This window comes from Bradyrhizobium sp. HKCCYLRH3097 (assembly GCF_051167875.1).
Classification (GTDB): domain Bacteria; phylum Pseudomonadota; class Alphaproteobacteria; order Rhizobiales; family Xanthobacteraceae; genus Bradyrhizobium.
In genome coordinates this window covers 181947-197762 of sequence record NZ_JBNPTX010000008.1, presented here as the reverse complement: position 1 = coordinate 197762, position 15816 = coordinate 181947, and the positions used below count along the sequence as shown (strand labels likewise).

Sequence of the window (15816 nt, the reverse complement as noted above, 5' to 3'; positions counted from 1 at the left end):
AGACGATTGGGAGAAGTCATGCCTCGCTGCAATCCCTGGTGGGCGGAACCCCGGTCCGGAGTGCGAGGGCCCTTAGCAAACCATTCATCATAAGGCGCCATTGACCAAATTTGCTTCGTCTTTTTCGAAGTTTGCAGAACCCGTTTACCCGATCCCAATAGGTGAAGCCAGATACTGTCGCCGAATACCGCGGGTGATTGATGGCTGGCAAGAATTGGCAGGCGAGCGACCGAAACGCGTTTTCTGCGCGTGTCGTTGCGGCCTCGGTGGCCGCCATGGCAGCGTGGGCGGCTGCGCCGACCCGAGCCTGGGCCGCTTCCTCCGATTTCTCGCCCTCCGGCTACCTGGCCACCATCGAGCCGGACGTGCTCTGGAAGGTGTTGATCGCCGGCGTTGTCGTCTGCGCCTTCCTCGCGTCGGTCGTGATCTGGATCCATTCGGCCTTGCGGCGCGCCAAGCGAGCACAACTGCGGCGCAATGTTTTCATCAGCTCCGCGCTCAACAATCTGAGCCAGGGGCTGATGCTGACGGACGCCGCCAACCGCGTCGTCTTCTACAACCATCGCTTTCTCGAGATCTACGGCATGAGCCGGGCCGACATTCCGCCCGGTTGCACCGGCCGGGATCTGGTCGAGTTGCGGCGGCAGCGTGGCCTGCTCAATCTGACGGTCGAGGACTATGCTCGCCAGGCGCGGGCTCCGGATGGGTGCCTGACCGAACTGCCCGACGGACGTGTGGTGCGTGCCCAGATTTTCCGTCTTCCCACCGGAGGATCGATCGGCATCCATGAAGACTGTACGGTGCAGCACCGGCTGGAGCGCGAGCTCGCCTCGACCAAGCAGTTCCTGGAATCGGTGGTCGATCAGGTTCCCGTCTGCGTCGCCGCCAAGAACATCGAGGACGGTCGCTACATCTTCGCCAACCGGGCGTTCGAGCAGTTCGCGCAGGTGCCGCGGGATCAGATCATCGGACGGTGCCCGAGCGACCTGTTCGGCGAGGAGACCGCGGCCGACATCGCGGCGGCCGATCGCGAAGCGATGCTGGCGCCTGGCACCACCTATTGCAGCGAACTCGTGGTTCAACGCGGTGACGAGAAGCGCATCCTGGACGCCCACCGGGTCGTTGCACGCAACGACAAGAACGAACCGCAATTCCTCATCGCGCTGTTCGACGATGCCACGGAGCGGCGATCGCTGAGCCGCGAGCTGGAGAACAGCAAGAAGTTCCTGGAACTGGTTGTCGACAACATTCCGGTTTCGCTCATCGTCGAGAGCGTCAGCGACGGCCGTTATCTGCTCGCCAACCGCAGCGCCGAGATCATCCTCAACCGCAAGCGCGAGGACGCCACGGGCCTGACCACCGCCGACATCTTCAATCCGCGCGAGGCCAGACTGATCACGGCGCGCGACGAAGCCGCCATCAAGAAGCGCGGCCTTCTGACCGAGGAACATCCGATCTCGACCAAGGACGGCCTGCGGCTGTTCCTGACCCGGCGGGCAACCGTGCTGGGCGAGACCGGCGAGCCGCAATATCTGATCAAGACCTATGAGGACGTCACCGACCGGCGCCAGACCGAATCGCGGATGGCGCACATGGCCTATCACGACGGCCTGACCGATCTGCCGAACCGCGCCGCGTTCCTGCAGGCCCTGAGCCAGATGATCGAGGCCTGCGCGGATACGGACGAGGAGTTCGCGGTCCTGAACGTCGATCTCAAGGGCCTGAAGGACGTCAACGACGTCTTCGGCCACGCCATCGGCGACAAGCTGTTGATCGAGGTCGCCCGTCGCGTCCATGCAGTTGCCCGGGGCGGGGTGGTCGCGCGGCTCTCCGGCGATGAGTTCGGGCTGATCATCGACGGCAAGCAACCGGAAACGGGCAGGGCGCTGGCCGAGCAATTGGCGGCGGCGATCGCGGTGGACTTCCAGATCGAGGGCAAGTCGATCCGCACCGCGCTGACGACGGGCATCTCGGTGTTCCCGCACAATGGTTCGGATCCGGCGTCGCTGCTCGCCAATGCGGGTGCCGCTCTGTTCCGCGCCAAGGCCAAATCGCGCGGCAGCATCACCTTCTACGAGCCTGAAATGGATCAGCAGATTCGCGACCGCCGCGTTCTGCATCAGGAGCTGTCTGTCGCGATCAAGCATGGCGAACTGTCGCTGTACTTCCAGCCGCAGGCCGTCTCCGGCCGCACGGTCGACGCCAGCGAGATCATCGGCTTCGAGGCGCTGGCGCGCTGGCAGCACCCGGTCCGGGGTTTCGTGCCGCCGAGCGACTTCATTCCGCTCGCGGAAGAGAGCGGCCTCATCGTCGAGATGGGCGAGTGGATCCTGCGCGAGGCCTGCCGCGAGGCGGCGTCGTGGCCCAAGCCGCTGCAGGTCGCGGTCAACCTATCCCCGGCCCAGTTCGTCCATGGCGACCTCGTTGCGCTGGTCCACTCGATCCTGATCGAGACGGGGCTCGCACCCGGCAGGCTCGAGCTCGAGATCACCGAGGGTGTGCTGATCGAGGATTTCGATCGCGGTGTCGCGCTGCTGCGCCGGCTGAAGGCGCTCGGCGTTCGCGTCTCGATGGACGATTTCGGCAGCGGCTACTCGTCGCTGAGCTACCTGCAGGCATTCCCGTTCGACAAGATCAAGATCGACCGCGCCTTCGTCATGAACATCGGCCGCAATCCGCAATCGGCGGCGATCATTCGTGCGGTCATCGGTCTGGGTCACGGCATGAACATGTCGATCGTGGCGGAAGGCGTCGAGACGCCCGAGCAGCTTGGCTTCCTCGCCGAGCAGGGCTGCGACTCGGTTCAGGGCTATCTGCTCGGCAAGCCCCTGCCGATCAACAAATACGACGGCATTGTCGGTCGCGCTCACGACGACGACGTCGCGTCCGTTCGCAAGACGGGCTGACCAGGCACGCCGGTCAGAGGCTGTTGCGCAACAGCGCGAATTTATCCGCGCGCACGACAGCTCGGCCGCTACGAGAATCATTTCCGCCGGTCTACGATCATTCGCCCTGGCACGCTCGAAGACCTTGCGTATGGCGGACTACGATCTTGCGATCATCGGCGGCGGTCTGAACGGCGTCAGCCTGGCACGCGATGCGGCCGGCCGCGGCTTGCGCGTGATCCTGATCGAGCAGGGCGATCTTGGCGGCGCCGCCTCGTCGGCCACGTCGCGGCTGGTGCACGGGGACCTCGCGGCGCTGGAGCGCCGCGGCTTTCTGCGCGTGCGCCGCGCGCTCGCCGAGCGCGACGTCTGGCTCACGGTCGCGCCGCATCTGGTGCGGCCGATCCGCTTTGCGATTCCGGCTCACGCCAATGAGCGGCCGCCATGGCAGCTGCGCGCAGGGCTCTGGCTCTACGATCGCCTCGCTACGCGCAACCGGCTGCCGGCCGCGTCGGTGCTCGACGTCACGCATCATCCGATCGGCGATGCCCTGAAGCGTCCGATCGGGACGGCGTTCGACTATTCCGACTGCGTGGTCGACGATTCCCGCCTGGTGGTTCTGACCGCGATGGATGCCGCCGAGCGCGGCGCAGAGATCCGCACCGGCGCCCGCTGCGTGCGAGCCGACCGTGACCATCTATGGCGGCTCGCCATCATCGACCGCGGCCATCGCCGCATCGTCACCTCGCGCGCGCTCGCCAACGCCACCGGCGCGTGGAGCGTCTCGACGGCGGAAACCGTGCTGCGTCAGCCGCCGCCGCGGGTCACCGCGCGGCAGGTCAGCCAGATCATCGTGCCGCGGCTGTTCGATGTCGAAGCGGTCTACGTGTTTCAGAATTCGGATGGAAGGCTGATCTTTGCCCAGCCCTACGAGCAAGATTTCACCCTGATCGGCACGGTGGCCCACGGCTTCAAGGGCGACACAGCCGTGGTGGCGGTGCCGGCGGCAGACGTGGCCTATCTCTGCAAGGCGGCGAACCGCTATTTCCGCTCGGACGTCCAGCCCGCGGATGTGGTCCGGAGCGTGTCCGGCGCCAACATGATGGTGCTGCGTGCTGCCGACAGCGGGGAATTGGAAACGATCGTGAGCCTTGATGCCGGCCGCGCCAAGGAGCCCGCCAAGGCGCCGCTCCTGACCATGTGCGGCGGCGATGTCACGACAGCCCGGTACCGGGCCGAGCGGGCGGTCTCGCGGCTTGCGCGCTTCTACCCGATGTCGCCGCGCTGGACTGCGAGCGCGCCGCTTCCGGGTGGCGATTTCGCCTGGGATCGGTTCGAGGATCTCGTCGACGACGCACGGGAGCGCTGGCGCTTTCTCGGCGAAGCCGAGGCCCGGCGGCTGGTCGGCGCCTATGGCACCCGGCTGGCGGACATCCTCGGCGGGGCGAGATGCCGGGCCGATCTCGGACAGGCGTTCGGGCCGAAGCTGACGGAGGCGGAGGTCCGCTACCTCATGACGCGCGAATGGGCGCGGTTTCCCGACGACGTTCTATGGCGGCGGACCAAGCTGGGCCTGACGCTTCCCGCTGCCGAACGCGATGCGCTCGCCGCGTTCATGGCGACGGTCGCCTGTGGCCGGGGCTCGCCGCAGGCCGCTGACGCGAGCGGGGATAGTCCGGCCCGTGCGGTTGAGCTGCAATCCATGGGCGGCTAGCTTGCCGACCGGCCGGGCGTTGTGGCCGGGCAGGGTGATTTGATCAGGACATGGCTGACGACATCGCAAATCCAGCGCCCGCCGAGGAGCCGGCGGCATCACCACTGCCGGAACCGCGCCCCGATCCTCAGCCGCCGATCCTGCGGATCGAGAACGTCGTCAAGACTTTCGGCAGCTTCCGCGCCGTCGACGGCGTCTCGCTCGACATCCGAGCCGGCGAGTTCTTCGCGCTGCTCGGCCCCAGCGGCTGCGGCAAGACGACCTTGCTGCGCATGCTGGCCGGCTTCGAGACGCCGGATGAAGGGCGCATCCTGCTATCGGGCGAGGAGATCGCGCAGGTGCTGCCGCATCAGCGGCCCGTCAACATGATGTTCCAGAACTACGCGCTGTTCCCGCATCTGAACGTGCGCGACAACATCGCCTTCGGCCTGAAGCGCGCCGGCATGCCGCGCGCCGAGATCGCCACCCGCGTCGCGGAGATGGTGGCGCTGGTCCGGCTCGAAGGCCTGGAGAAGCGCAAGCCCGATCAACTGTCCGGGGGACAGAAGCAGCGCGTCGCGCTGGCACGCTCGCTGGCGCGCCGGCCGAAGGTGCTGCTGCTCGATGAGCCGATGGCGGCGCTCGACAAGAAGCTGCGCGAGAGCACGCAGTTCGAGCTGATGGAGCTGCAGCGCAAGCTCGGCATGACCTTCATCATCGTCACCCACGACCAGGAGGAGGCGATGACGGTGGCGAGCCGGATCGGGGTAATGAACGCGGGAAGGCTCGAGCAGGTCGCTGCACCGCGCCGCCTGTATGAAGAGCCCGTGTCGCGGTGGGTCGCGGAGTTCGTCGGCGACATCAACCTGTTCGAGGGCGAGGTGACCGCGCGTGAGTCGCACCGGCTCCGGATCACGACCGCCGCTGCCGGCGAGCTCGCCGCGGCGCAACCCGTCACTCCGATCAGCGAGAGCAAGGTCGCAGTCGCGATCCGTCCCGAGAAGATCCGCCTCGCGCTTCGCCGGCCGGCGGCTGATGCCGCAGCGATCAACTGTGTCGAGGGCGCCATTTCCGATGCGAGCTATCTCGGCGGCAAGACCGTGTACAAGATCAAGCTCGACGGCGGCGCTGTCCTGCACGCGTCGCAAGCCAACACGGCCCGGCTCGACGCCGACGGCTATGGGCTGAACCAGCGCGTCGTGGCCTGGTTCACGCCCGATGATTGCGTGGTGCTGGAGCGATGAGCGCGCGCCGCATCTTCTCGCGTCCGGCGCGATTTGCGGCGATCGCGCCTTACGTCTGGATGGTGCTGTTCTTCCTGGTGCCGTTCGCCTTCGTCGCCAAGATCAGCCTGTCGCAGACTGCGATCGCGCAGCCCCCCTATACGCCGGTGTTCTCGCTGGCTGATGGTTTGTCGTCGCTTCGGGATGCATTTGCGGCGCTGTCGCTCGACAATTTCCGTCTGCTGCTGTCGGACGATCTGTATCTCGCGTCCTATCTGCGCAGCGTCGTCGTCGCGGCGACGTCGACCGCGATCCTGCTCCTGATCGGCTACCCGATCGCCTATGGCATGGCGCGGCTGCCCAGGCGTTGGCAGGGCATCGCGATGATGCTGGTCATCGTCCCGTTCTGGACCTCGTTCCTGATTCGCATCTATGCCTGGGTCAACATCCTGCAGCATGACGGCCTGTTGAACCAGATCCTGCTCGCGCTGCATCTGGTGTCCGCGCCGGTGGTGTGGCTGTCGACGGACAGCGCGATGTATGTCGGGATCGTCTATTCCTATCTGCCCTTCATGATCCTGCCGCTGTTTGCGACGCTGACGAAGCTGGAGCCGGCCCTGGAAGAGGCCGCCGCCGATCTCGGCGCCTCGCCGCGCCAGACCTTCTGGCTGGTGACGTTTCCGCTGTCGCTGCCGGGTGTCGGCGCCGGCGCGCTGCTGTGCTTCATTCCGATCGTCGGCGAGTTCGTCATTCCCGATCTGCTCGCCGGCTCGAAATCGCTGATGATCGGCCAGACGCTGTGGCTTGAATTCTTCACCAACAAGGACTGGCCGGTGGCCTCCAGCATCGCCGTGGTCCTCTTGGTCGTGCTGTTGCTTCCGCTTCTGCTCTACGACCGGCTGCAGCGCCGGCAGTTGGAGGAGAGCAGGTGATGGATGGCGTACAGCAAGGCACGTTCTCTCGCTCCCCTCCCCCTTGCGGAGAGGGGTTGGGGGTGGGGGTCCGCATCGGCGGTCTTTGCTGGGTGCCCCCCTCCCTGACCCTCCCCCACAAGGGGGGAGGGAACGGAGAGGGTTTCACTGGGATTGAGGGAGGAGGAGATCGTGCCTAATCCCTCCCGCCTGTCGCGCTTCAACGTCGCCTCGCTGACGCTTGGGCTCGCCTTTCTTTACCTCCCGATCCTGATCCTGGTGATCTATTCGTTCAACGCCTCGCGGCTGGTCACGGTCTGGGGCGGCTGGTCGCTGCGCTGGTATCACGAGTTCTTCAACGACCGCGCGATGATCGATGCAGCCTGGATGAGCCTGCGCGTCGGCGCCACCTCGGCGACGGTGGCGACCTTGCTCGGCACCCTTGCCGCGGTGGCGCTGTCGCGCGGCCAGGGATTTCGCGGCCGCATGCTGTTCTCCGGCATGCTGTATGCGCCGCTGGTGATGCCCGAGGTGATCACCGGCCTGTCGCTGCTGCTGCTGTTCGTGGCGCTGGAGGCCGAGCGCGGCTTCTGGACGGTGACGCTCGCCCACACGACCCTCACGATGTGCTTCGTTGCGGTGATCGTACAGTCGCGGCTGGTCTCGCTCGACCGCAGCCTGGAGGAAGCCGCGATGGACCTCGGCTGCGATCCCTTGCGCGCGTTCGTGATGGTCACCTTGCCATTGATCGCCCCGGCGGTGGTCGCCGGCTGGATGCTCGCCTTCACGCTGTCGCTCGACGATCTCGTGATCGCGAGCTTCACCACCGGCCCGGGCTCGGCGACATTGCCGATCCGGATCTATTCGGAAGTACGGCTCGGGGTGAAGCCGGAGATCAACGCGATCTGCACGCTGGTGATCGGGCTGATTGCCGTGGTGATCGTCGTGGCGTCGTTAGCTTCGAAGCTGTCGAGTGATCGCGGCGAGAGCGCTGCGCCATTATAGAGGTCGTCATTGCGAGCGTAGCGAAGCAATCCGGGCCGCGCCAGGACTCTGGATTGCTTTGCTACGCTCAAAATGACGGAGAATGCTGCGGCAGCGTCGCTCAGGCCTCGAACAGCCGCAACGCGGCGGCCACAACCGTGCGGTGGATCGCGCCGCGGTCGACCGACGGCGGATCGACGCAGCACGCCGGGTCGGCGCTGCGTCCGAGCGCGGTGCTCTTCGGCAGGAACACATAGTGGCCGGCCTCGTCGGCAACGACATCAAAGGTGCTGCCGCTGAGCCGCTCATGCAGCCAGCGCGCGGATGGCAGCAGGGCGTCCCCACCGCCGACCATGATGCGTGCGGGTACGCTGATCGCGGCGACGCTCTCGTCGGAGAAGCCCTGCACCGATCGGCCCGGCGCCAGCAGCAGCGCGGCCTTGATGCGGGGATCGCGATAGGAGGCCGACATCCGCCCCCAGGAGTCGCGGAAGATCTGGCTCTTCTCCATCAGCCGCGGCAGATGATCGACGAGATCGGGAAACTCGCGCGGTCCGCGGCCCAGATTGGCGCCCGGCTCGAACGGCGAGCGGAGCATGATGGCGCCGAGCAAGGCGGTGGCGGTGACGCCGCCGAGCGAATAGCCGACGGCGTAGATGCGGTCGGGGTTGATACGGCCTTCGAAATCGGGATGAGCGGCGATGTGGTCGATCAGCGAGGACACGTCGCGCGGGCGTTCCCATGAGCAGAGGAAGCCCTCTGCCCGGTAGGGTTCAGCGTTGCTGTTGCCATGATGATTGACGGCGACCGCGACAAAGCCGCGGGACGCCAGCTCGCGCGCCAGCCATTCGAACTGCAGGCCGTTGCAGCCGGTGCCATGCGAATACACGACGAGCGGGCAAGTCCCGTTGGGACCGAGCGGCGCATCCAGCGCCGCAGGTCCCGCCTCGAACCATCCTTGCGGCCATGGGGCGACCGGAAGCGCTGCTTCGATCGCGCTATCCGCGGCCGGATACCAGGCGAACCAGTCGATGGGCCGCGGCCCGTCGTCGTCCCAGTTCGGCCGCGAAGCGTCGGCGAACCGTCCCTGACGAAATCCGACCCTCATCGCTCCGTCACGACTTCACGGCGCCGGCGGTCAGGCCGCCCACCATGTAGCGCTTGAAGGCATAATAGACCGCCGCGGGCGGCAGCGCGTAGATGAAGCCGGTGGTCATCAGGAGCTCCCACGGCGAATCGTCGGCGGCCAGGAAGTTGCCGAGCGCCACGGGCAGCGTGATATCCTTGTCGTTCGACAGCAGGAGGAACGCGTAGAGGTACTCGTTCCAGGCCAGCAGCACCGCATAGGTTCCGATCGCGACCAGCGAGGGCATCATCAGCGGCACATAGACGAGGCGGAAGATCTGCAGCGGGCTGGCGCCATCCATGACGGCGGCCTCGTCCAGCTCGACCGGCAGCTTGTCGGAGGCCTGTTTCAGCACCCAGATCGCGTAGGGCGAGGCAATCGTCACCATCGCCAGGATCAGCGACCAGTCGTTGTTGAGCAGGCCGTATTTGCCCATGGTGCGATACATCGGCACCGCGAGGAACGCCGCCGGGATGAAATAGGTGAACAGCGCGAGGTTCATCACCACCCGGCTGCCGGGCACGCGCAGGCGCGAGATGGCGTAAGCCGCGCAAGTCGCGATCACCAGGGTCAGCGCGCCGACGGCGGCGGCAATGATGACGGAGTTGCCGAACTGGATCCAGAAATCGCGCAGGAAGTAATGCTGCTGGTGGAACACGATCGAGAAATTGTGCAGCGTCGGATGGTCCGGCCACAGCTTGCCCGAGAACGCGTCCTCCTTCGGCGAGATCGCGAACAGGAACATGTGGTAGATCGGGATCATCGTCCAGATGAAGACGGGGATGCCGATCAGCAGCAGCCGGGCCTCGGTGCCGACTTCGCGCAGGGTGGGGAGCTTCATCGCGACAACCGCTTCATCATGAAATAGACCAGGGGGAGCACCAGCGGCATCGCGCAGACGATCGAGGCCATCGCGAGGCTGAGCTGATCGAGCCGGAGATAGCGGATGCCGAGCGTCGCCAGCACGTGGGTGAGATCGGCGGGACCGCCGCCGGTCAGGAGATAGACGCTGTTGAAGTCGCCGAGCGTCCAGATCATCGAGAGCAGCGTGCAGGTGATGTAGAGCGTCTGCATCGACGGCCAGGTGATGAAGCGGAACTTCTGCCACCAGGTGGCGCCGTCGACCTCGGCGGCCTCGAACAGGTCCTGCGAGATCGCAAGCCGCCCGGTCATCAGGATCAGGGTCCAGAACGGCAGCGATTTCCAGATGTGCATGCCGATCGCCATCGACAGCGCGACCGTCGGATCGTTCAGCCAGTTGGGGCCATCTTCGCCGGTGAACTTGAAGATCAGCTGGTTCACCACGCCCCATTCGGGATTGAGCATGAAGCGCACCGACAGGATGGTCGGGATCGAAGGCACCGCCCAGGGCAGGATGAAGATGACCGACAGCCATTTGATCCAGCCGCGCTGCTGAATGAAGAAGCCGGACAGGAACAGTGCGATCACCATCTTCAGATTGATGCCGACCACAAGGAAGATCAGCGTGTTGACGGCGGCGCGCGCGAAGATGGGGTCGTTATACAGCGCGACATAGCTGGCCGGCTCCCGGGCGAGCCACAGGCCGTAGCCGACGGGATAGACGACGAAGGCGAGGAAGACGAGCAGATAGGGGGCAAGCATGACGATGCCCCACACCTGTGACGGTGTGAGCAGCACCGGGCGCGGCGCCTCCGCGAGTGCGGAATCGGAAGCTGAGAGCGTGATCGCCATGGTCGTTTTTCCCGGGTCGTCTCTTCCCGCCTATAAGCCATCCCGGCCGCATGCGCTGCGGCCGGGTTTTGTTGTCGTTGTCAGGATCTCGAGCTGGTGCCTCGCGAGGCGAGAGACTAGCCGGCGACCTCCTTCAGCCGCGCGATCAGCTCGTCGACGGCCTTCTCGACCGGCACCTTCTCGCTGACCACGCGGTTCATCGCCTTCGCCCAGACGTTCTCATTGTTGAGGATCGTGAACTTGTAGTTCTTGGTGAAGTCGAACGGCGTCGTGCCGCCGGTGAACTGGGTGTACACGGCTTTGCGATGGCGGTCGGCCTGCCAGAACGGGCTCTTCTGGCCTGCGGTCGTCACCGGGAACCAGCGGCCCAGCGCGCCCTCGATGTAGGGGCCGAGGTTCTCCTCCTGCATCAGGAACTTGATGAATTCCTTGGCCTGCGCCTTGTGAGGAGCATTGGCGAAGATCAGTCCGGTCTTGACGTCGGAGCGGTACTTGATCGGCGTGCCGTCCGGCTTGTTGGGGAAGGACGCGGTGATGATGTCCTCCTCATAGGCCTTCTTGCCGGCCGCGCGCTGCTCGGGCGTCAGCGCCGGGTTGGTGGAGTCCTCGAACCACTTGGCCGCGATCGAGATCGTGAAATTGTGGGTCATCACGATCGTCTTGTTGTGGAACGCGACGTTGTTGTCCGGATCCTTCCAGGTCGTGGACGAGGGCGGCGTGCAGCCCTTGATGTAGGTGTCGGTATAATCCTTCATCGCCTTGACGAGGCCGTCGCGCACCTTGGGGTCGTCGACCAGCAGCTTGCCGTCGTCGTCGACCAGCTTGACGTTGTAGGCGTCCATGAAGGTGTAGAACGACTGGAACGAGTCGGTGGATTCCACGCCCATCGGCTGACCGACGCCATACATGCGCTGGCCGGTGGCCTTGCGGACCGCCGGCTGCACCTTGTCGCACCAGAACGTCCAGTAGTCTTCCCACTTGGTGGGGATGTCGCTCTGCTTGAAGCCGGCCTTGCTCAGCAGGTCGCCCCAGATCTGGACGTGCATGCTCTGTTGCTTCAGCGGGAAGCCGTAATAGGCCTTCTTCTTGGTGACGTTGTTGTAGAGGTAGGCGGTCTCGAGCGTGTTCGGAGCGAACGCCGACTTCATCGGCTCCAGGATGTCGGTGAGATCCTCGAGCTTGCCTTCGTAGGCCCACTTGCCCTGGGCCTGAACGTCGTAGGTGTCGGCATAGGCCACGTCGGGCACGGTGCCCGAATCGAGCGCGGCGACCGTCTTCGGAATCATGTCCTGGATCGCGTATTGCGACAGCTCGACCTTGATGCCGGTCTTGGCCTCGAACTTCTTGACGACGTTGAGCAGCGCATCGTCCTCGGACTTGTAGAAGCCCTTGCTCCACCAGATCGTGATGGTGTCCTGAGCGATGGCTGGTGCTGCAGCGCAAAAAAGCCCGGCGGCTGCGACTGCGATCGAAAGCGCACCCATTCCCCTGGATTTCACGTGTCTCTCCCTGATCCGCCGATCTTGCTTGATCGGTTGCGGCCGGACACTAGCCCAGGGACCCGACGTGATCCAGAAGTAATATATCAGACATAGGTCGTGACGGCGGCCGCGTATCGGCACGCGAAGCAAGCCGCGTCGGTCAGTTCTGCTTGGTGGGAGGGTCGCCCGTCGGGGCGTCAGCCTGCGGCGCAGTGTCTGGCTGCGCCGGGCGCAATCCGCCGCCGGTGAATCGTTCCAACACCGAGCGCACCGCATCCCTCGTCTTGCGGTCCTTGACCGCATCGAGCAGAGGGGCGGCGGCCGGAGCGCGGCGGATCAGGCTTTCCGGATCGGGAAAGATCAGTGGATCTTCCCAGGGGCCCTGGACGACGAAAGGCAGTTCGAAGCCGTTGCTGCCGTTGCCGGACGACAGCAGGCTCGCGACGCCCTTGAAATCGTATTCCCGTGTCGGCACCGAGGCCGTACCGGTCATCGTGATGCGCGCGGTCGGGCTCTCGACGCGGATGTCCTCTGCGGTCGCGATACCCTCGGAGAACTTGACCGCGATCGTCAGCGAATCGTAAGGCGTCGAACCGGAGCGGAAATTGCCGCCGCGCGACAGCGGGCTGCGCTCGAGGCGCTTCAGGAGCTGCTCGACGTTGAAGCCGGAGATCGCGCCATCGCGGCCCTGCAGGTTGGCGCTGCCGTCGAGCGACTGGGCGAGCCCGAACGGGCTCGAGCCCGAAGCCGTCAGCGAGACGTTGAGATTGCCGCGTCCCGACAGCGACGACACGCCGAACATCTCGTTCGCGCAGGCCTGAAGATCGACATCGTTGAATTGCAGCTCAGCCTTCACGTCCGCCACGGTGTCGGCACGGGCGATTCCGAACGAGCCGCGCACGATGCCGCCATACATCTGAGCCTCGCCGACCGAGAGGGCGAGCACGCCGTTGCGCAGGTTGGCGCCGAAGGCCGTGCGTCCGATTTTCGAGGAGCCGACCGTGACCTTTGCGGCCGATAGCCGCATGTCGAGGTCAGTGGTGGACAAGGCCTTGAGGTCGAAGAGTTGCCGATTCCAGTCGCGGGCCCCATTGGCCAGCAGCCGGACCGTCGAGATGTAGGGGGTGAAGTCGAGCGCGTCGGCCGCCAGCGTCGCCTGCAGCGTCTGCCGGCCGTTATTGGCGTAGGTCATCACGCCTTCGGCGGTGTTGCCGTCGAGTTCGACGTTGACATTGGTGAGGGCGATCGAGGCGCCGACCACGTTGGCGCGGGCGCGCAAGGCGAAGCGCCCGAAGCCGCCGCCGCCGAGCGGCGTCTGCCCCGTCCAGCGCAGCGCATCGCGGAGCGAAGGGCTATCCACCGTCAGCATGCCTTCCATCAGCGCGCTGGTGCGGTTCGCGACCGTGCCGTCGAAGGCGACTTTCAGCGGCGCGCTGGCGAGCCGCATCTTCAAGCCGGACCGGTCCCCCGACAGCGCAGCCAGGAAGTCGCTGACGCTGATGGAGCCCTCGATGCGCTGGCCGCGCCAATCGAACTGCCCGGTCGCCGCGAACGAGCGCGAGATCGACGGCCAGGCGAGCGACAGGTCGATATCGTCGAGCCGCTCGGAAGCGTGGTGGTCGGTGTCCTCGTAGACCAGGATGCCGTCCTGAATGCGGATCTCAGAGAACGACATCTGGCTGTCGGGCCCCGGACGCATCGTGCGCGCGATGGTCTCGATGAAGGGAGTCCAGTTACTGTTGCCGTCGGCCTCGCGGGTGACGTTGATCTGCGGCCGCAGCATCATGACATCGGCGATTTCGAACCGCTGCAGCAGCAGCGGCAACAACTGCAGATTGGCGGTCAGCACGTCGACGCGCAGGGCCGGATCCGCGGTGCCGCTGCCCTTCAGGCCGACATCGTGGAACGAGACATAGCTGCCCGGAAACAAGGAGACGTCGATATGTCCCTTGACGACGAGCTCGAGCCCGGTCACGGCGCGGATCTGGCTCTCCACCGCCTGCCGCAGTGCCTCGCGATTGACCAGCCAGGAGCTCGCCAGCAGGGCCACGAACGCGATGCCCAGCAGCACCGCGATCGGTGTGCCGAGGCGCCTCATTCCTTGGGCCATGGTCACGGACATGTCCTGGGATCGTCGGATCGCTGGTTACGCGGGATGGGCAGGGTGCGCCGAAAACCACTGCCAACATCAACAACTTGATGCGCTTTCTTGACGCTTTCAAGGCCACGCCGCCGGTGTGGCCGGATTGCGGCGGAGCCCTGATATTCCGGACTCCGGATCGCCACGGAGGCGCAGGCTGGTGCGACAGCTAAAGCAGGATGTGCGCGTTGGGAAGGCATCATTGACGCATTGCGAAGATTTCGCCTAATAATCCGGTCGATATCCGCGCGGTCGCCGCTCTCCATCAGGTCATTCCCGTATGAACAAGGTCTATCCGGACGCCAAATCCGCCCTTGCCGGCCTCCTCAAGGACGGCATGACCATCATGTCGGGTGGGTTTGGTCTTTGTGGCATCGCAGAAACCCTGTCCGACGCCATTCGCGAGTCCGGGGTGAAGGACCTCACCGTCATCTCCAACAATGCCGGGGTGGACGGCATCGGCCTCAGCCGGCTGCTGGAGACGCGGCAGATCAAGAAGATGATCTCGTCCTATGTCGGCGAGAACAAGCTGTTTGCCCAGCAATATCTGGCCGGCGAGCTGGAGCTCGAATTCTGCCCGCAGGGCACCCTGGCCGAGCGCATCCGCGCCGGCGGCGCCGGCATCCCGGCCTTCTTCACCAAGACCGGCGTCGGCACGCTGGTCGCGGAGGGCAAGGAGGTGCGGGAGTTCGACGGCGAGAAATATCTGATGGAGCGCGGTCTGTTTGCCGATCTGGCGATCGTGCACGCCTGGAAGGGCGACACCGCCGGCAACCTCGTCTACCGCAAGACCGCGCGCAACTTCAATCCGATGATGGCCACTGCGGCCAAGGTGACGGTCGCGGAGGTTGAGCATCTGCTGCCGGCCGGCCAGATCGATCCCGACCACATTCATACGCCGGGCATCTTCGTGAAGCGCATCATCCAGGTCGGAACTGCGCTCAAGCGCATCGAGCAGCGCACCGTGCGCAAACGTGAAGCCGCCGCCGCAGCCGGGGAGGAAGTCTGATGGCCTGGACGCGAGAGCAGATGGCGGCGCGCGCCGCCAAGGAGCTGCGGGACGGCTACTACGTCAATCTCGGCATCGGCATTCCGACGCTGGTCTCCAACTTCATTCCGCCGGGCGTCGACGTCGCGCTGCAGAGCGAGAACGGCATGCTCGGCATGGGTCCGTTCCCCTATGAGGGCGAGGAGGATCCCGACCTCATCAATGCCGGCAAGCAGACCGTTACCGAGCTGCCGATCACCAGCTATTTCTCGTCAGCCGAATCCTTCGCCATGGTCCGCGGCGGCCACATCGACCTGTCGATCCTCGGCGCCATGCAGGTCGCCCAGAACGGCGATCTCGCCAACTGGATGATCCCCGGCAAGATGGTGAAGGGCATGGGCGGCGCGATGGATCTCGTCGCCGGCGTCAAGCGCGTGGTCGTGGTCATGGAGCACAGCGCCAAGGACGGCCCGAAGCTGCTCAAGCAGTGCACCTTGCCGCTGACCGGCGAGCGCGTGGTGGACATGGTGGTGACCGATCTGGCGGTGTTCACGATCGACAAGCACGGCAATGACGGCATGGCCCTGATCGAGCTCGCCGACGGCGTGACGCTCGACGAGGTCAAGGCCAAGACCGAAGCCGAGTTCCGGGTCGCGCTGAAGAATGCCTGAG

At 65.3% G+C, this 15816-nt stretch carries 12 protein-coding genes; 7 read left to right on the top strand and 5 right to left on the bottom strand.

Translation table 11 applies throughout. From position 1 onward, the window contains the following. The first annotated feature begins 200 nt into the window (after nt 1–200). From ACQR0U_RS20770 to ACQR0U_RS20750, 5 genes are all read left to right on the top strand, one after another. Nucleotides 201–2906, top strand: a complete 2706-nt coding sequence (locus ACQR0U_RS20770) for a sensor domain-containing protein (protein WP_434843635.1) — start codon at nt 201–203, stop codon at nt 2904–2906. Between the two features lie 130 nt (nt 2907–3036). Next, on the top strand, nt 3037–4599 hold the full coding sequence (locus tag ACQR0U_RS20765; RefSeq protein WP_434843634.1) for a glycerol-3-phosphate dehydrogenase: 1563 nt from the start codon (nt 3037–3039) through the stop codon (nt 4597–4599). Between the two features lie 50 nt (nt 4600–4649). Then, nucleotides 4650–5822 carry an ABC transporter ATP-binding protein gene (locus ACQR0U_RS20760; protein WP_315717547.1) on the top strand — a complete coding sequence of 391 codons (1173 nt, stop codon included), beginning with the start codon at nt 4650–4652 and terminating at the stop codon, nt 5820–5822. Next, nucleotides 5819–6733: an ABC transporter permease gene (locus ACQR0U_RS20755; RefSeq protein ID WP_315753900.1), complete on the top strand. Its 915-nt coding sequence runs from the start codon at nt 5819–5821 to the stop codon at nt 6731–6733. The genes ACQR0U_RS20760 and ACQR0U_RS20755 overlap by 4 nt, the downstream gene beginning before the upstream one ends. A 171-nt stretch (nt 6734–6904) precedes the next feature. Next, nucleotides 6905–7717, top strand: a complete 813-nt coding sequence (locus ACQR0U_RS20750; RefSeq protein WP_315753898.1) for an ABC transporter permease — start codon at nt 6905–6907, stop codon at nt 7715–7717. A 100-nt stretch (nt 7718–7817) separates the two neighbouring features. On the opposite strand, the gene ACQR0U_RS20745 is transcribed toward ACQR0U_RS20750, so the two are convergent. From ACQR0U_RS20745 to ACQR0U_RS20725, 5 genes are all read right to left on the bottom strand, one after another. Further along, the gene (locus ACQR0U_RS20745) at nt 7818–8804 is read right to left on the bottom strand and encodes an alpha/beta hydrolase family protein (protein WP_316226775.1); all 987 of its coding nucleotides are present in this window, start codon (nt 8802–8804) and stop codon (nt 7818–7820) included. 7 nt (nt 8805–8811) lie between these two features. Next, nucleotides 8812–9663 carry a carbohydrate ABC transporter permease gene (locus ACQR0U_RS20740; RefSeq protein WP_315717543.1) on the bottom strand — a complete coding sequence of 284 codons (852 nt, stop codon included), beginning with the start codon at nt 9661–9663 and terminating at the stop codon, nt 8812–8814. Continuing rightward, a complete protein-coding gene (locus tag ACQR0U_RS20735; protein ID WP_315810585.1) occupies nt 9660–10535 on the bottom strand; it encodes a carbohydrate ABC transporter permease in 876 nt (291 codons plus the stop codon). The genes ACQR0U_RS20740 and ACQR0U_RS20735 overlap by 4 nt, the downstream gene beginning before the upstream one ends. Before the next feature lie 116 nt (nt 10536–10651). Then, nucleotides 10652–12034 carry an ABC transporter substrate-binding protein gene (locus ACQR0U_RS20730; protein ID WP_315717541.1) on the bottom strand — a complete coding sequence of 461 codons (1383 nt, stop codon included), beginning with the start codon at nt 12032–12034 and terminating at the stop codon, nt 10652–10654. 142 nt (nt 12035–12176) lie between these two features. Next, nucleotides 12177–14126, bottom strand: coding sequence for an AsmA family protein (locus tag ACQR0U_RS20725; protein WP_315810648.1), 1950 nt, complete (start codon nt 14124–14126; stop codon nt 12177–12179). Nucleotides 14127–14436: 310 nt separating this feature from the next. Here ACQR0U_RS20725 and ACQR0U_RS20720 point away from each other — a divergent pair, with 310 nt between their 5' ends. Further along, complete coding sequence (locus ACQR0U_RS20720) at nt 14437–15165, top strand: CoA transferase subunit A (RefSeq protein ID WP_315717540.1); 729 nt, start codon at nt 14437–14439, stop codon at nt 15163–15165. Then, nucleotides 15165–15815, top strand: coding sequence for a 3-oxoacid CoA-transferase subunit B (locus ACQR0U_RS20715; protein WP_315717539.1), 651 nt, complete (start codon nt 15165–15167; stop codon nt 15813–15815). The genes ACQR0U_RS20720 and ACQR0U_RS20715 overlap by 1 nt, the downstream gene beginning before the upstream one ends. Nucleotide 15816 lies beyond the last annotated feature (1 nt).